Source organism: Pullulanibacillus camelliae, assembly GCF_014642655.1.
GTDB lineage: Bacteria > Bacillota > Bacilli > Bacillales > Sporolactobacillaceae > Pullulanibacillus > Pullulanibacillus camelliae.
The window spans coordinates 161270-178676 of record NZ_BMIR01000005.1 but is presented as its reverse complement, the minus strand read 5'-3'; the positions used below and the strand labels follow the sequence as shown (position 1 = coordinate 178676).

At 41.7% G+C, this 17407-nt stretch carries 17 protein-coding genes; 5 read left to right on the top strand and 12 right to left on the bottom strand.

The features are described 5' to 3' along the window. Nucleotides 1-123: 123 nt before the first annotated feature. Nucleotides 124-2130, top strand: a complete 2007-nt coding sequence (ltaS, locus tag IEW82_RS07445; RefSeq protein ID WP_188691608.1) for a lipoteichoic acid synthase — start codon at nucleotides 124-126, stop codon at nucleotides 2128-2130. A gap of 528 nt (nucleotides 2131-2658) precedes the next feature. On the opposite strand, the gene IEW82_RS07440 is transcribed toward ltaS, so the two are convergent. Then, nucleotides 2659-4257 carry a DHA2 family efflux MFS transporter permease subunit gene (locus IEW82_RS07440; protein WP_188691605.1) on the bottom strand — a complete coding sequence of 533 codons (1599 nt, stop codon included), beginning with the start codon at nucleotides 4255-4257 and terminating at the stop codon, nucleotides 2659-2661. Further along, nucleotides 4250-4702: a MarR family winged helix-turn-helix transcriptional regulator gene (locus IEW82_RS07435; RefSeq protein WP_188691603.1), complete on the bottom strand. Its 453-nt coding sequence runs from the start codon at nucleotides 4700-4702 to the stop codon at nucleotides 4250-4252. Before IEW82_RS07435 ends, IEW82_RS07440 begins: the two co-directional genes overlap by 8 nt. A 154-nt stretch (nucleotides 4703-4856) precedes the next feature. Between IEW82_RS07435 and IEW82_RS07430 the strand changes: the two genes are divergently transcribed. Further along, entirely contained in the window at nucleotides 4857-5012 is a 156-nt protein-coding gene (locus IEW82_RS07430) for a hypothetical protein (RefSeq protein ID WP_188691600.1), read from the top strand. 67 nt (nucleotides 5013-5079) lie between these two features. Here the strand turns inward: IEW82_RS07430 and IEW82_RS07425 are convergent, their stop codons facing one another. From IEW82_RS07425 to IEW82_RS07415, 3 genes are read right to left on the bottom strand one after another with little or no spacing between them, the layout of a single operon-like run. After that, nucleotides 5080-6612, bottom strand: a complete 1533-nt coding sequence (locus IEW82_RS07425) for an MDR family MFS transporter (RefSeq protein ID WP_268237344.1) — start codon at nucleotides 6610-6612, stop codon at nucleotides 5080-5082. Between the two features lie 35 nt (nucleotides 6613-6647). Continuing rightward, entirely contained in the window at nucleotides 6648-7370 is a 723-nt protein-coding gene (locus IEW82_RS07420) for a cell shape determination protein CcmA (RefSeq protein ID WP_188691597.1), read from the bottom strand. After that, the gene (locus IEW82_RS07415) at nucleotides 7354-8010 is read right to left on the bottom strand and encodes a YhbD family protein (protein WP_188691594.1); all 657 of its coding nucleotides are present in this window, start codon (nucleotides 8008-8010) and stop codon (nucleotides 7354-7356) included. The genes IEW82_RS07420 and IEW82_RS07415 overlap by 17 nt, the downstream gene beginning before the upstream one ends. Nucleotides 8011-8237: 227 nt before the next feature. On the opposite strand from IEW82_RS07415, the gene IEW82_RS07410 reads away from it, so the two are divergent. The 3 genes from IEW82_RS07410 to IEW82_RS07400 all read left to right on the top strand — a co-directional run bounded on the left by IEW82_RS07410 (nucleotide 8238) and on the right by IEW82_RS07400 (nucleotide 10508). Then, nucleotides 8238-8966 carry an EcsC family protein gene (locus IEW82_RS07410; RefSeq protein WP_188691590.1) on the top strand — a complete coding sequence of 243 codons (729 nt, stop codon included), beginning with the start codon at nucleotides 8238-8240 and terminating at the stop codon, nucleotides 8964-8966. Between the two features lie 36 nt (nucleotides 8967-9002). Next, the gene (locus tag IEW82_RS07405; protein ID WP_188691587.1) at nucleotides 9003-9953 is read left to right on the top strand and encodes a helix-turn-helix transcriptional regulator; all 951 of its coding nucleotides are present in this window, start codon (nucleotides 9003-9005) and stop codon (nucleotides 9951-9953) included. A 66-nt stretch (nucleotides 9954-10019) separates the two neighbouring features. After that, entirely contained in the window at nucleotides 10020-10508 is a 489-nt protein-coding gene (locus tag IEW82_RS07400; RefSeq protein ID WP_188691584.1) for a DinB family protein, read from the top strand. Nucleotides 10509-10594: 86 nt separating this feature from the next. On the opposite strand, the gene pnpS is transcribed toward IEW82_RS07400, so the two are convergent. The 7 genes from pnpS to IEW82_RS07365 all read right to left on the bottom strand — a co-directional run bounded on the left by pnpS (nucleotide 10595) and on the right by IEW82_RS07365 (nucleotide 17264). Next, on the bottom strand, nucleotides 10595-11971 hold the full coding sequence (gene pnpS, locus IEW82_RS07395) for a two-component system histidine kinase PnpS (protein WP_229672425.1): 1377 nt from the start codon (nucleotides 11969-11971) through the stop codon (nucleotides 10595-10597). Between the two features lie 2 nt (nucleotides 11972-11973). Continuing rightward, nucleotides 11974-12678 (bottom strand): response regulator transcription factor, encoded by a 705-nt coding sequence (locus tag IEW82_RS07390; RefSeq protein WP_188691566.1) that lies wholly within the window; start codon nucleotides 12676-12678, stop codon nucleotides 11974-11976. Nucleotides 12679-12756: 78 nt separating this feature from the next. Continuing rightward, nucleotides 12757-13530, bottom strand: a complete 774-nt coding sequence (gene pstB, locus IEW82_RS07385; RefSeq protein ID WP_188691563.1) for a phosphate ABC transporter ATP-binding protein PstB — start codon at nucleotides 13528-13530, stop codon at nucleotides 12757-12759. An 18-nt stretch (nucleotides 13531-13548) separates the two neighbouring features. After that, nucleotides 13549-14358 carry a phosphate ABC transporter ATP-binding protein PstB gene (gene pstB / locus IEW82_RS07380; protein WP_188691560.1) on the bottom strand — a complete coding sequence of 270 codons (810 nt, stop codon included), beginning with the start codon at nucleotides 14356-14358 and terminating at the stop codon, nucleotides 13549-13551. 16 nt (nucleotides 14359-14374) lie between these two features. Then, nucleotides 14375-15262, bottom strand: coding sequence for a phosphate ABC transporter permease PstA (gene pstA, locus IEW82_RS07375; RefSeq protein WP_188691557.1), 888 nt, complete (start codon nucleotides 15260-15262; stop codon nucleotides 14375-14377). Beyond that, the gene (gene pstC, locus IEW82_RS07370) at nucleotides 15259-16233 is read right to left on the bottom strand and encodes a phosphate ABC transporter permease subunit PstC (protein WP_229672416.1); all 975 of its coding nucleotides are present in this window, start codon (nucleotides 16231-16233) and stop codon (nucleotides 15259-15261) included. Before pstC ends, pstA begins: the two co-directional genes overlap by 4 nt. Nucleotides 16234-16337: 104 nt before the next feature. Continuing rightward, nucleotides 16338-17264, bottom strand: a complete 927-nt coding sequence (locus tag IEW82_RS07365; RefSeq protein WP_188691555.1) for a phosphate ABC transporter substrate-binding protein — start codon at nucleotides 17262-17264, stop codon at nucleotides 16338-16340. Nucleotides 17265-17407: the final 143 nt, after the last annotated feature.

The following is a 17407-nucleotide window of genomic DNA, read 5'->3' as shown; positions in this document are numbered from 1 at the left end:
TTACATAATTAACATTTGTGCAACATCTTCAAGGGAACATACCCGGTCGATGCTATATTCGAATATGATTAAATGAAAATGCTCTTTGTTTCTAGGAGAGAGAACACAAGGAGGGCAGTTGTTATGAAATTTCATAATTTAAAACATTATATCAGCGAAAAGAGGCTATCCTTCTTCCTCATTGCCGTCTTGTTATTTTGGATGAAAACCTATATCGCTTACTTGGTTGAATTTCACCTGGGCATTCAAGGGGGGTATCAACATTTCTTATTGCTCATCAATCCTATCAGTTCCGCAGTCATCTTTCTAGGAATAGCGCTATTCTTTAAAGGAAAAAAACAATCGATACTCCTTTTGTGCATCGATGGGATTTTGACACTTATCTTATATGCAAACATTGTGTTTTATCGATTCTTCAACGATTTCATCACACTTCCTGTATTAATGCAAACCAAAAATTTTGGTGATGTTGGTGGCAGCGCTGAAGCCCTAATGACCCCTTACGATATACTATACTTTATTGACATTTTCATCCTAATTGGATTACTTTCATTCAAGGTTATCAACATAAAAGCAACTCCGCCTCGACACTTAACCAAGTATATTCTTGGCTTTGGTGTACTCACATTTTTTATCAACTTAAGCCTTGCCGAAATTGATCGTCCTGAATTGCTTTCTCGCACCTTTGACCGCAATTACCTTGTCAAATATTTAGGGGCTTATAATTACATGATATATGATGCTGCCCAAGATGCAAAAACCTCTGCAAAACGGGCCATGGCAAGTAGTAATGATCTTACAAAAGTCAGGAATTTCACAGAAGCCAATGAAGCAAAACCCAATCCACACTATTTTAGAAAAGCACAAGGCATGAACGTCATCTATGTTTCCATGGAGTCATTCCAAACCTTTCTCATTAATAAAAAAGTGAATAATGAAGAGGTCACGCCCTTTCTTAATGCTTTGACACGAGATAAACACACCTTCTACTTTGATCACTTTTACCATCAAACAGGGCAGGGCAAAACATCCGATGCTGAATTTTTAATGGAAAATTCTTTATTTCCATTGCCTCAAGGCTCTGTTTTTTATTTAAATGCTCAGAACACCTATCAAGCCACCCCAGCACTATTGAAGTCACACGGCTATACATCAGCTGTCTTTCATGGCAACTCTAAAACCTTTTGGAACCGTGATGTCATGTACCAGTCGCTTGGCATTGATAAATTTTTTGATGCTAGATATTATGACATGACGCCAGAAAATGTTCGCAACTACGGAATGGAGGATAAACCTTATTTTAAAGAGTCCATGCCATTGTTAACGCATCTCAAGCAGCCTTTTTACGCTCGCTTTATTTCACTTTCTAATCACTTTGATTTCAAGCTTGATCCTGAAGATACGACATTTCCACTGCCCAACTATGGGGACAGTGTTGTCAATCATTACTTTCAGACGGCACACTATACAGACGAAGCTTTAGAGCAGTTCTTTATCAACTTAAAGCAAAGTGGTCTATACGATCATACCATTATCGTCCTATACGGTGATCACTATGGCATTTCTGAAAATCATAATGCTACTTTGGCAAAGGTGATTGGAAAAGATGTGACGCCTTTTGAAAATGCCCAATTACAAAGAGTGCCATTATTTATTCACGTCCCTCATGTCAAAAGTCCCGGTCAACCTATTCATACCTTTGGCGGTGAGGTAGATGTTCGTCCAACTATTCTTCACCTTCTAGGAATCGATACAAAGGATTTCATCCAATTTGGAACAGATTTACTTTCCAAAGACCACAGCGAAATCGTCCCATTTAGAAACGGAGATTTTGTCACACCCCATTACACCTCTGTCAAAGGGACCTGCTATGATAACAAAACAGAGCAGACTGTTACTGACGAAAGCTGTGCGTCTTATGATAAAAAAGTCAAAGAAGAATTAGAGCTATCCGATAATGTCGTTTATGGTGACCTTCTGAGATTTTATCACCCTAAGGGCTTTATAAAAGTCGATAAAAATGACATCGATTATCGAAGCAGCGTTCAAGATAAAGATCTCCCAGCTGATATCTTACCGCATTACACTCATGGTGGTCACAATACCGCCCCCCTCGACACCTCCGATTAAATATAAGAAAAACCGGGCGAAAAGCATTCCCGGTCCTTGCTTGGTATAGAGCATCCGCCAATATGAAAGAGGCTTCGTTGCCTGGTCAAGTGGATGGGAGCGCAAGGCGCGAGCTTCGGAACACTCTAAAATCGTGTGTTCCTCGGGCGCCGCTGACTCATGATGCGGAGACTAGACTCCTGCGGGAACCCCGGGAGATCGGTAAGACCTTAACAGTGCGAAGGCACGAGAAGGCTTACCACTCCCCCGCGGGAAGCGAGCGGCCTGAAAGCGGAATCGCGCATCGTCCCTCATGATCAGAAATTTTATACTTTCTTTTCTTTTAGAAAACTTGGCTTGCACCCCTTCGCTTAGTACTCCTGATGTGATTTTTGCCAATCACACACTTAGGTTGCCCGCAAGCCTTAGAAGGCGAAAGTCAAAGCCCGCCTTATACTCTCTTCCTTTATAAGCGTCAGCGGAATTATAAATTCTGATAGTATAAAAAAAGCGCTCGGAACAAAATCCGAGCGCTTTTTTATATGTTTATTAATGATCCCCCGCTGGCACCTTGGCTGTTTTACCTTCTTCCTTTGGTCCTTCTTCATCAACGGGTTTCGTTTTCTTTAAGAAGAAGGCAAGAACAAAGGCAATTAAAGACAAAATAGTAGCAACGACGAAAGCATCATTCATCCCTTTAATGTAAGCTTCACTTTGAATGTGGCCGATGCTTGCAATCGTTTTTGTATCCACACCATGCTCAGCTAATACCTTGGGAATGTTAGCCGTGTTTTTAATAGTGCTTATCAGTCCTAAAATTTTGGGCTGAATTCCACTCGTTTGCAGCATATCCTTGGCATGCGATACCGTATGATTAGTCATGACTGTTACAAGAATCGCTGTACCAATGGAACCTGAAATTTGTCGGATCGTATTAACCATCGCCGTTCCATGTGCATTAAACTTTTGTGGCAATGCATTTAATCCAGCAGTCATAATCGGCATCATCAGCATAGACATACCGAACATCCGAGCAGAGTAAAGTAAAATCAGCGTCATGTACGAGAGGTGATCAGTCAAGTTACTGAATTGATAAGTGGTGATTGTCGTAATTGCAAGTCCAACGACAGCCAACCATTTTGGACCAATCTTATCGAATATCCATCCAGTGATCGGTGACATAATCCCCATTAAAATCGCACCAGGTAAAAGTAGCAATCCAGATTTCAACGGTGTGAAGCCGCGAATATCTTGTAAGTAAAGTGGGACGATGATCATAGCTGCAAACATCGCCATGGTTACGATCATATTAACAATTGTTGAAAGAGTAAACATCCAATATTTGAAAACGCGGAACTCTAACATTGGTGTTTTGGAAGCAAACTGTCTCCAGATAAACAGAAGCAAGAACACGCCACCAAGAATAAGGGAACCAATAACTTCTCCGCTTCCCCAGCCTTTGTCTGGTGTACCCGCTGTACTAAAGCCATAGAGCAAACCACCAAAGCCAATGGTTGAAAGGATAATACTTAAAATATCAATCTTAGGAAACGTTCTTTCCCCCACATTTTTAAGAATAAAAATGGATAGGATAATGTCAATAACACCAATAGGAAGAATGATCCAAAAAAGCACATGCCAATCATAATTTTGGACAATCCATCCAGACAATGTTGGACCAATCGCTGGGGCAAAAATCATCGCCACACCAATAACACCCATAGCGGAACCCCGTTTTTCAACAGGAAAAATCGTTAAAATCGTATTCGTTAATAATGGCATCAATATTCCGGCACCAGCCGCTTGGATGACGCGACCAATAATCAATGTGTCAAAGCCTTGAGCAAGGGCACAGACTAATGTACCAAGAGAAAATAAAAACATTGCGGTAATATATAACTGCCTGGTTGTAAACCGTTGCATGAGGAACGCTGTAACAGGAATCAACACACCGTTGACCAACATAAATGCAGTGGTTAGCCATTGCCCAGTGCTTGCATTAATATCCAAGTCAGTCATGATTTTAGGAAGGGCAACGTTCATTAACGTTTGGTTAAGAATCGCAACAAATGCGCCTGCAATCATGACCGCGACAATCGGAACAGGGTTAAAATGCTTTTCACCTGAGACTGTTTGAGAACTAGACATCTTTACTTCCATCTCCTTGTATGCATATTCTATCTAAAATTTCTTGATGGATCTCTAATAATTGATCCACCTTTTCATCGGGCAGGTCAGCTAGACCGGACAAGCGATCTAAAAACTTTTTCTTCATTTCTTTTTTCTTATCCTTTCCCAACGGTGTCAATCGCATGACTAATAAACGGCGATCATTTACAGAGCGTTCACGTGTCACTAACCCCGCCTTTACCAAACGATCAACAACGCCACTCATTGTACTGTTGCCAGTATAGAGCCTATCGGCAAGCTCTCCGAGGGAAAGATCAGGTTGTTGGGCCAAAGCAGATAGGACGTAAAATTGCATGACAGTAATATCACTGTTCTCTGAATTCGAGCGTAATAAAGAAAAATATAAATGATTAATCTGCCGAAAAGAACTTGAGATCTTCTTTATCTTTTCATAGCCATCCATTATCTATCCACCTCGAAAACCTTTCGGATAAGAATATTTCGTATGCAAAATAATTAACTGACTTAAATATTATATCTCCAAAAAAATAAATGTCAATAGAAATATGCCTCAAGATTTCTATGACTATTCACAGCCCACCTTATCATGAGGCCCTATGACAGAAAAGCTGGGCGAAAAGTATGCCCGGTCCTTGCTTGGTATGGAGCATCATCAGATATGGAAGATGCTCCATCGCATGGCCAAGTGGATGGAAGCGCAAGGCACGAGAGATCGGAACACGCAAAAAGCCGAACGCATGCTGAAATGGTGAATGCGTTCGACTTCTCTATGAGCCTTAATACTTCTGTTATGGTCTCCACAATCCAACCGATTCGGAGTCAATCCTGATTTTTAGATTGCTCCTGAACAGGGGGGCCAAACATTTTCATTTTTTCTTTTCCCATAAATAAAACCGTAATAAGTGCTAAACAAGCTGGAACAAGTGTCCAAATAAACGTCGTCGCCACCGACGAGGACAGAATATCTGTCATTTTATGCAATACGTCAACAGGCATATGTTTTCGCAATTCAGGTGACAGCAGCACCCTCGGCTCAGAAAAGTCAATGCCTTTAAAGGCTTTTGAGCCTAACATCGCAATCTTATTTGTAAGATCACCAAACATGATATGACTTTGAATAGTTCCATAAATAACCAGGCTTATTGTCATTCCCAATTCTCGAACAAAGGAAATTGTCGAGTTAACTGACCCATAATCTCGCGGAGAGAAATTTTGGATGGCTGCAATGCTGACAACAGAAAAGGAGAACCCGACACCTAGCCCCGTTAAAACCATATATACGGTTAACACTACTCGCGGTGTATCACTAGAAATTGTCCCCAGTAATCCGATGCCCGGAATCAGTAGCACAGCTGAGATCAGCATTAACGTTCTAAAACTGAATTTTTGTGCTAGTGTTCCTCCCATCATACTTGAAACAACATTTCCTAATAACATCGGGAGTAAAATGAGGCCAGAATTAGTTGCTGAACCACCATAAACCCCTTGCACAAATATTGGAATAAAAACAATCGGCACCATAAAGCTCGCTCCATAAAACACAGACAACAGACTACTCGTAGCAAACAGCCGTTTTTTAAACATTTTAAAAGAAATAATGGGATCTTTCGCCTTTGTCTCGATGAATAAAAAGGCCGCGGAAAAAGCAACAAATGCTGCAAGCAAACTCATGATTTCAGTTGAATCCCAAGCGTATTCTTTACCGCCAAGTTCCAATCCAAACATTAAGCAAACGACAGCCACAATTAAAGTCCCTGCTCCCCACCAATCAATTTGCTGTTTGTTATGTTGGGAGGATTCATGATAATAGATGCCTAAGAGCAGCATCGCTGCGATACCGATGGGTAAATTAATGTAGAAGACCCAGTGCCAGCTCCATGTATCAGTAATAAAAGAGCCAAGCAGTGGTCCGACAATGCTGGACACGCCAAAAACCGCACCAAAAAGCCCACCCATTTTACCGCGTTTTTCAGGAGGAAAGACATCAAAAACAATCGCAAAGGCAATAGGCATTAATGCGCCACCCCCGACACCTTGAATCGCTCTGTAGATACTCAATTGCACAATGCTATGCGCAGTCCCACATAAAATCGATCCCACTAAAAACAAGAAAATGCCTAACATAAAAAAGCGCTTGCGCCCATACATATCAGAGAGTTTTCCAAAAATCGGCATACCCGCCATTTCTGTAACCAAGTAGGCTGACGTCACCCATACAAACTTATCCAGGCCACCAAGATCAGCCACTATTGTTCCCATTGCCGTTGCTACAATGGTTTGGTCCATTGCTGACATAAAAATTCCTAAAAGCAAGCCCACGACGATGAGCCCTAACTTATTCTCATCCTTCACCTAACCTACCACCTTTTGTTTTATCTTTAAAATAACTAGAGCTTTTCACTTTTTTTAACCTGACCATTCCCCGTTACCTGTATATCCGAGCGGTATTCAACACAGTCAATTTGACAGCCTTGTCCAATATGGACGTGATTGCCTCTCACAGTTTTGGCTATGGTATTTTCTAAATAAATCTCATCGCCTTCAATAAGCTCTGCCGATAATTCCTTATTCAAGAGAGAATGGATGAATTTCCCAAGCCCAAAGCCTTTTCTTCCTCTTTTTACTTCAATGGTGCCTCCACCAATTTCCTGAGCATAACATCTGTGATAAAGGCGGACCTCCACCCGATCAGCATTCAAAAGCCCATGAATGTCAAAGGACCCGCGAGATTTAAAGGTTTCTGCTGAGCAATACGCCCCAACCTTGAGCCGTCCTTGGACATCGATTGCCTCAGCAACTAGATACTGCCCTATCCCCATGTATCCACTTGCTTTCAGGAATCGACATTGCATATGACCATCCACCGACAGACTCCCACTTGCTTCAGCTCTCTTTGCTTCTATATCATTTTTAAAGCACGTAGAGCCGCTGACTTTTAAGACCTTCGTTATCAGTCTTCCGTACACTTTACTGGCTCCTGAGCTCTTAAAGCTTTGGCTCTCAATATCCCCATTAATTTTACCTGATCCACTAATTTCTACTGAATCAAATAGGCCACCACCAGCACTGCCACTTCCTGAAATTTTCAAATCCTTACTCACGGTTTGCATTCGATGTCCTCCTTAGTTCGGATAGCTTTATTTTGAGCTGTTCTGTATAGGTAGCTACATTCAAGCGCACTACAATTGTTGTTGATTGTTCTATGAAGATCTCGCCAGGAAGCACCTGTAAGAGACAGCTCGTCATACCGTATTTCCGCAACATCACTAATTCAGCATTTCTACCGTTAAGTAGAGGGTAATACGCTTTCATCGTTTGAGAAATGAGCTGAGATTCTTCAATGCTTAGGGTGCCGGTTTGCAATGCCTTATCCACCATATAAATAGTCAAAAGGTCCGGGAATGATAATGACTTCACTTGCAAATACTGTTCATTAAACACCCTTGACGCCGTCTTGGAAACAATGTTTTGTTCAAGAGCTTCTTTTGGAGAAAGATTAATATCGATAGGATGTGCTGACATTTGGTCAGCAATTTCATCTAAAGACAGACCTGCTTTCATATTTTTTATTTTATCGATGCGACCTAATATTTTATCTCGCGGAAAAAATGTTTCCTGTCCAGTAAATGTCGCTTTACGAATAAACCATTCCTCCGGGATTAGCTTCTTTCGTTTCCAGCGGTATAACTGGCCGTAAGAGATATTGGTCAATTGTAATAGTTCCTTTTTTGTGATTAAATCCTCTTCCAAGTGGGTTCACCTCTCACCTTAATATAACATAACATTGTTATATAAAAGAATGAGCAATGCTATTTTTTATGTATTCATATCATAAATCACTATTACGTTGATCAAAACAATCTGCGGGGGTAACCCTGCTCCGCCTCAAGTCTGATTTTAACCATTACCTGAAACCTTAAAGAACCAAAAACGTTTAATTAGAGTAAGAATTCAAAATGACATCTGGAGTGTAACCAATGAATTACAAAGAATATGCCGAAAAAGAATGCTTAGAGTGGCAACAAAAAATGCTAAAATCCTCTGGTGTCCTAGGACGCGCAGCAAAAAATATCCAAACCAAAATCAATAAAAAGATCCCACAGCAGGTCCATACTATCGTGACAGAAAGCATTAAAAAGATGATTCAAGCCGTTCTCCTTGGGTCCAAATGGACATCTAAAAAGACTCCGTTAACCGATGTGACACTCGCGGAGCGTGAAGACCGGGTTCGCGCAAGGATAAAGGTTTATAAACGAATTGCAGCTGCTGAGGGCGCTGGAACGGGGGCTGGTGGCTTTTGGCTCGGTATTGCAGACTTTCCCGCTTTACTATCAATCAAAATGAAGCTGCTCTTTGATATTGCCTCGTTATATGGTTATGATGTCAAAGATTACCGGGAACGCTTATATATTCTTCATATCTTTCAAGTCGCCTTTTCCAGTGATGCGACACGCAAAGCAGCTTTTATGAAGCTTAAGCATTGGAATGAAACGGTGAAGGACTTTCCTTCTGAAGCCACCCATCTCAATCAATTAGATTGGCAAAGCCTGCAACAAGAATACCGGGACTATATCGATTTGCCTAAACTCCTGCAAATGATTCCTGGCATTGGGGCTGCTGTTGGTTTTGTCGTCAACTATCGATTTTTAGACAGCCTCGGGGAAACAGCAATGAATGCTTATCGAATGCGCCTTTTAGAGGTATAATAGACAAAAAACAGAAGGCTCTAGGGAATGGTACACATGTCCAAAACAGCTCGATTACTTGAGCTCATGATGACGATCAATGCCAAAAAAGTGTTTACGGCACGAGAACTCGCTGAAGAATTCAACGTATCCTACCGAACAATATTGAGAGACTTAGAAGAATTAAGCAGTTTAGGCGTGCCCCTTTATTCTGAGGTCGGAGTGCACGGAGGTTATCGGATAATAAAGGAAAGGATTCTCCCTCCCGTTTCCCTCAAAGAAACAGAGGCGATTGCCATTTTTTTTGCGGCGCAATCCCTTGAGTATTTCGGCGCTCTACCTTTTAAAGCTGAAATAAAAACCGCACTTAATAAATTTTATCATTCACTTCCGCAAGATGTTAAATCCACCATTGACGAGATGAAACACCGGGTCGCCTTTTGGAGCCCTAAAAGACCACATGCTGCTCCCTATTTAAAAGACTTACTAGAAGCAGCTGTCTCACAAACGTCCCTCTGTATTGAGTATGATGGATCGCATGGCCCTCAGGAACGAAGGATCTTCCCTGTCGGTTTATATAGCCATAATGGATTATGGTATTGCCCCGCCTATTGTTTTAAACGTCAAGCCTTTCGCTTATTCCGCGCGGACCGTGTCTTAAATGTACTCCCAACACCTCCTCCTGATGCAGTAGACGTACCGAGCATGTCCATTACAGAATGGCTTGAGCATGCTGAAAGAGGGGGACAAACCACACTGCCTCTCAAAGTTCAATTGACAGCAGAAGGTGTGCGACACGCTCAAAATTTACTAGACCTTGAAACTATGATAACTATGAACGCAGATCGAACGGGCACACTCTATGGCAGGATTCCTCAATCAGAAATAGGTTACTTTACCGAGCTGATTTGGTCGTTAGGTACGGAAGCACGCCTTGAAGAACCTATCGAGATCATCGAATTAATACAAGTTAAGCTGCAAAAACTCTCTCATTTTTATAAAAAATAGTGACAAGCTCTGTCACTATTTCGTGCTATAGTAAACATAATTCAAATGAAGGGATGATGCTTCTATATGTCAGATTTAAAAAGCTTTCGAAAAATAGTAGAAGAAGAATTCGAGGTAGGCGTGCGTTCAACACTTGGCCTTGTAAAAAAGGTAAAGGCCAGTGACTGGGACTATCGTCCTGCTAAAAACATGCGCACACTGCGGGAATTAACGGAACATCTTATCGCCATTCCTGAAGTTGATCTGGCCATTATGAAAGAATCGCCAGCTGAAGAGGTTCGCGAGCTTGAAGCAAAATATAGCCAACTTGATACTGTCGACCAATTCGCTGAAGCCATGCAATCAGGGGTACAAGCCTACATAAGCTATTTGGATTCCCTGTCCGATGATGAATTCCTCACAAAAAAAACAAAGCCATTCTATCACGATCATGCCTCTTCCCAAGCCAAATGGATGACAGAAACATTAACACATCTCTTTCATCATCGCGCCCAATTTTTCAATTATTTAAAAGAACTCCATTATGACATCAGCATGTTCGACTTATATGTATAACAGAGTCAGTTTTCCCATAGTAAAGTCAAGATAATATGTTTTTATAAGGAAATAAGCCCGTCCTGTCATCCGAGCGCTAGGATGGGCTATTCCTTTTGAACGTATTTATTTAAATAAATGCTAAACGTTGTGCCGACGCCCTGCTCGCTTTCTACCTCAATGCGACCATTATGAGCTTCAGTTAAATGCTTGACAATGGCTAGTCCGAGACCAGTGCCTCCCGAATTACGGCTTCGCGCTCTGTCCACTCGGTAAAATCTTTCAAAAATTCTTGGTATTTCTTCCTTTACAATGCCAATGCCTGTATCTGTTGTTCTAAAGATCACAGCGTTCCCTTCTTCTGCGACCTCTACAGAAATATGGCTTTTTTCTGGAGAATAGGCGATGGCATTATTAATGATATTCACAAACATTTGCTTCAAGCGCGCTGAATCCCCTGAAGCCACTGTAGTTCCAGAAGTATTAAATTGAACAGAAATCTCTTTTTTCCTAGCGGTCTCTTTTAATAATTCAATGGTTTCCTGAGCGATGCGTGCAACATCAACCGCCTCCTTATTTAATTGAAAATGCTCATCTTCAATCTTTGATAGCTCAAGTAAATCCTGAATAAGAAGCTGCAGTCGATCGCTTTCCTTTAGAATTATCGTAAGAAATTTTTCGCGATCCTCATCGCTAATCTGACTGTCCTCCAAGAGTGTTTCCGCAAACCCTTTTAAAGAGGTGACAGGTGTACGCAGCTCATGTGACACATTGGCCACAAAATCCTTACGTACCTTCTCAAGCTTTTTTAAACGTGTAATATCATGAAAAATGACAACTAAGCCTTTAGAATGGCCGTGCCCTCTCCGAATCGGTATCGAATGCACATCAAAATGCTTACGCTCAATCCCAACAGGAACAACCAAAGTATCGTGAACATCCGTTTTAATCTGGAATGTGCGCGCAATCATAGCGATAATCGCCTTATTCTTGATGACCTGATCATACTTTAAATCCCCATGACTATCGATCTTGTTATCAAAGATCTGTTGAAAGAGTTCATTCGCTAGCCTTATTCGTCCATGACTATCGATAAATAAAAAAGGACTCCCAATGTTTTCAATTAGAGCGCTCAGTTGATCCTGCTGATTCTGAAAGGAACGTCTCATATTTAGTAAAAACGATGACAATCGGTATATTTCATCGTTTAAAGGATTGGCACTGCGATTCCAACGATCAGAAGCACTTAGATTAAAAGACCCTTCTGTAAAACGTTTGATGGTTGTCAATGCCTCATCAGTCACCGTCAACATCGTGCGAAAAAAATAATAAAAAATGGCAATTGTGCAGAAAAAAAGCAGAACAAAAATAAGCGTCAGACTCAGCCAATGCCCCACTAGCGCACCGATGATCAGCCAAAATAAGAATAGACAGCCAAAGACTGTCCCCAACATCGGAAGCCCTAGCCATTGCTTCAATGACATTTTCACTTAGGAACCTCCATCTTATAGCCGAAACCGCGGATCGTTTTAATATAAACAGGCTTTTTCGTATTATCTTCTAGCTTTTCTCTTAGGTGGCTGATATGCACGTCAACAATACGTGTATCCCCTGCAAAATCATAATCCCAAACTGCACTTAACAGTTGATCACGTGAGAGCACGCGCTTTTTGTTTCGCGATAAAAATAAAAGCAATTCGAATTCCTTCGGCGTGAGCTCCATCTCTTCTCCACGAAAATAGGCTTTGTATTCATCAGGAAACACCTTTAATTCAGCAATCGTGATCGGTGAATCATGATCATCCTGCTCCATCTGCTCAGCACTTTTTGAACGCCTTAATACGGCCTTCACTCGAGCGACAAGCTCTCTTGGACTAAAGGGCTTTGTTAAATAATCATCGGCCCCCAGTTCTAAACCAAGTACTTTATCAAATTCATCATCTTTAGCTGTTAACATCACGATCGGCATATTAAATTGCTTTTGGCGAAGCTCCCGACAAACATCCAGGCCATCCATCCCTGGTAACATGAGATCTAAAACAATTAAATCCGGACGCTCTTCCTGCGCTAAGTGGAGGGCAATCGGACCATCAGAAGCAGCAATCACAGTATACCCTTCTTTTTGTAAATGAAACTGGACAAGAGTCACAATAGACTCTTCATCATCTACTACTAATATCTTTTTTGCCACTCAAAACCCTCCCAGCCCAATCTGCTATCTTGTACTATTCATCCTACTTTTATTTTAACAGATTTTTTTGTTTAGTCATTACCCAAATCTGCCGGAAATATAATCGGCTGTCTCTTTATGAAAGGGTTTCGCAAATAATTCACTTGTCTTTCTCTGCTCAATAAGCTCACCATTTAAAAAGAAGGCGGTTTGATCCGAAACGCGCTTTGCCTGCTCCATATTATGCGTCACAATAATAATAGAGTATTGCTGCTTTAATTGATGGACCAACTCCTCTACTTTGGCTGTAGCAATTGGATCAAGTGCGGATGTCGGCTCATCCATGAGAATCACATCTGGGTCAACGGCTAAACAGCGAGCCAAACATAACCGCTGCTGCTGCCCCCCAGAAAGGCGATTAGCATCTTGATTCAGCTTATCTCTTACCTCATCCCAAAGGGCTGCTTGCTTAAGACTTCTTTCCACAATTTCATTGAGAAGTTGCTTATTTTTGATGCCCCTTAGTCTCGGACCGAAAGCAATATTATTATAAATGGATTTTGGAAAAGGGTTGGCTTTTTGGAACACCATCCCGACGCGATGTCGAAGTTGTTCTACAGGATAATGCTTGTCATAGAGATTATTGCCCCTATAACTTATCCGGCCTTTAATCGTAATCTTTGGCTCTAATTCCACCATTCGATTCAAGGTTTTTAAAAAGGTGGATTTTCCACAGCCAGAAGGCCCAATAATTGCTGTCACTTGCTTTTCAAAAATACTGACATTTACATCCTTTAAAGCCTGTTTCTTGTCATACCAGAGTGACAAGCCTTCCGTGCTATAGACTTCCTTTACATCGACAAGCGTCTGCATCCTACTTCTCTCCCTTAATTAACTAAATTGTCCATTAATGTATTCTGCTGTCCGTTTTTCCGTAGGTTGGTTAAAAAGCTCCTGTGTTGCATTATATTCAACGAGTTCGCCTTGATAGAAAAAGGCGGTATTATCCGCAATTCGGGCAGCCTGCTGCATGTTATGCGTGACGACAATCAACGTATAGTGTTCCTTCAATTCAAGCATTAGCTTTTCAATTTTAGCTGTTGAGATCGGGTCAAGTGCGGATGTCGGCTCATCGAATAATATCACTTGGGGCTTTAATGCAAGCGTCCGTGCAATACATAAGCGCTGCTGTTGTCCGCCTGAAAGCGATAAGGCCGAAGCATCTAAACGGTCACTGACTTCATCCCATAAAGCTGCCTGCTCTAAGCTTTCTTGTACCAAAGTTTTAAGCTGACTTTTTTTTCGAATGCCATGGTAGCGCAGGCCATGCACAATATTTTCATAAATGGATTTTGGAAAAGGATTCGGCTTTTGAAACACCATCCCCATTTCCTTTCTCAGTGCAGAAACATCAATAGCTGCATCGAGCAAAGGCACGCCATCATAACGGATTGACCCTTCGCTTCGAGCCGAAGGGATCGTATCATTCATGCGATTCAACGCTCTTAAAAAAGTGGACTTTCCGCACCCTGATGGACCAATCAAGGCTGTAATTGTATTTTTCTCAATCGGCAATGACACTTGTTTGACTGCTTGAAAATCCCCATAATAGACACTTAAATTGTCAACTTGAACAATCGTTTCCTTTCCCAGATCACGCTGTGGCAGTTCAATGATCTTTTTTTCTTGAACACCTATCATAATTGCTGTTCCTCCCTCATGATTTACCGCTCATTCTTTTTTGAATCCATGCACCAAGTCCGCGAGCTGACAGATTAAATATTAAAACAAAGAGCGCAAGAACCGCCGCTGACGCCGCCGCAACTTGGGGAGCATCTTTCACAATGGCCACCGTATTAACAGAATAAATATGAACGGACAATGTTTCTGCTGATCGTAAAGGGTTAAGTGGTGAATCAAAAGCAAATGGCGACCAATTCTTAAAATCAAGATCAGGTGATGTTAACCCCGCAGTAAATAATAGGGCCGCTGACTCGCCAAAGACACGTCCCGCGGAAAGAATAATCCCCGTTAGTATCCCTGGAAAGGCCGCTGGCAATAAGACGTTCTTGATCGTGTACCATTGGCCAACCCCTAATCCAAAGCTTGCCTCTTTAAGGGCAACTGGTACTGATCGAAGGGCATCTTCAGTAACTCTTACAATGACAGGCAGATTAAAGATTGTAAGAGCTACAGCACCAGAAAGGATCGAGTATCCCCAATGAAAGGTATTAACAAAGACGAGCATTCCAAATAGTCCAACGACAATCGAAGGCAGGGAAGCGAGCACTTCAACACATGAGCGGATAAAGCCCGTCACTCGATTCGGCTTAGCGTATTCAGAGAGATAAATCCCTCCAGCAATCCCCAATGGCGTGGTAAAAATCATCGTCACTATGAGCAAATAGAAAGAATTCCACAATTGATCTTTTATGCCACCACCAACCTGAAAAGTGGAGGCGACCGTTGTCAAAAAGTGCCATGTGACATGGCCAAGTCCTTGATAAAATATATAGCCGACTAACGCGATCATAATCAATGCCATTAATCCTGCACATACGCTGATCAGCACGGTGGCCATTCGATTAGTGATTTGGCTTTTCATAGCACTTTACTCCTTCTTGAAAGATAGCGAATGATGAGTATAAAAATATAAGACATGATAAGCAAAATAAGACCTAAGGACCACAGGGCATGATTAAAAGCACTCCCGCTGGTCGTATTGCCCATATGCAAAGTGATAATCGTTGTTAAAGTCGCAGCAGGGTTAACCATGGAATGCGGAATATCCGTGACATTTCCGATAACCATTTGCACGGCGAGAGCCTCACCAAATGCCCGTGCCATACCTAAGACGACAGCTGTTAGCAATGAAGGCAGGGCAGCTGGAATGATCACTTTATAGATGGTTTGCCAGCGCGTGGCCCCCAATGCATAAGAGGCACTCTTTAATTCCTGTGGTATAGATTGAAGCGCGTCAGCAGCAATACTGGTAATGGTTGGCATAATCATTAAGCCAACAACAATCATGCCCGGAAGCAAGCCATACCCAATCCCACCGCCATGATGCGCTATAAAAGGAATAATTAAGGTTAGGCCAATCAGACCATAGACAACCGATGGAATCCCAACCAGAATTTCGATAACGGGTCTAAGTGCCTTATTGCCCCACTTCCTAGAAATCTCCGACATGAATAAAGCTGTGCCAATGCTTATTGGCGTAGCAATCAGTGCTGATAGAAAGGTGATGGCAAACGAACCAAAAATCATAGGAAAAGCACCATAGGTTGGGTGTGCGCTATCTCCTGGATTCCAATCGTTGCTAAAAATAAAATGCAAAGGATTCACACCATCGAATAAAAATAAGCGTAATCCTTGCCATACCAGAAATAGAGTTAAACTGACGGTTGCTAAAATAATGAGTATGGCGCCAAAATAAATGGCTAACTTCCCACGCAATTCACTGTCTCGTCTAAACAATACATTTATATTTTGCCGACGTTTACGCAGGCGATCCTGTGTTGAGACCGCAGGTTCATCCGACATCGAGAAAAGACTCCCTTTATTCAGTGTCATGCTAATGCCTCACTTTCTCTACTTCAAGCTTTGAATAAGAACGTGAGCAAACCATCACACACTTAGGATGGTTTGCTAGAGTTCGTCATTCTATTCAATTGTTATTATTTATCCGTTTGCTTACCTGAGGCATCACGTTCGACCATCATTTTTGTCACTGGAAGATAACCTTGCTTTTCCACTAAGCTACCTTGGACATCGTCACTGAGCATATAGTCGATAAAGGCTTTGGCTACACCTTTTGGTTCACCTTTTGTATACATGTGTTCATAAGCCCAAACTGGGAATTTACCAGTTTGCACATTTTCTACTGTCGGCTTGACACCATCTAAACTCATTGCGACAACACTGTCATCAGAGTCATCGAAGTAAGATAAAGCGAGATAACCTACAGCGCCTTTCGTCGTTGAAATGATTTTCTTAACTGTATCACTGGCATCCTGTTCAATACCCTTTGCAGGCGTTGCACCTTTTAATGCAAATTCATCAAAAGTGGCTCTTGTCCCAGAGCCATCCGGGCGATTCACTAATGTGATTTTGACATCATTACCACCAACCTCTTTCCAGTTGGTCACTTTACCTGTAAAGACTTTGATTAAATCATCCTGAGAAAGATTGGTCACACCAGCGTCTTTATTTACAGCAGCCGTCATGGCAACAACGGCCACTTTATGATCAACGAGCTGATCAGCTGGAATATCAGAAGCTGACTCAGCAAAGATATCTGACATACCGATATTAAAACTTCCATTAGTTACATTGCTAAGCCCTGTTCCACTTCCCCCACCTTGAATTTGGACTTGAGCATCTGGATATTTTTGATTGAAGCCTTCTTTTGCAGCTTCGGCAAGAGGCTGTAATGCTGTTGAACCTCCGACAATGATTTGTCCGGATACTGACGAGGAATCATCTTTACTTTTTGCTTCGGCATTGCTGGAGCTTTTATCCCCACTCGAATTCGACTGACTTCCGCATGCCGTCGCTATAACAAGAACAATAGCTATCATGGCAAATGCTAACCATTTCTTCATCTTTCATTACATCCCCTTTTATAGCCTGTTTTATCTTACAGCCCATATGTTAAAGGGGATTCGTTAACCTGATATGAAGCTATTGTAAAGCAGCATTAAAGAAAGATTAATATTTTGTAAATCTTAGCACGCTATTAGCGGCT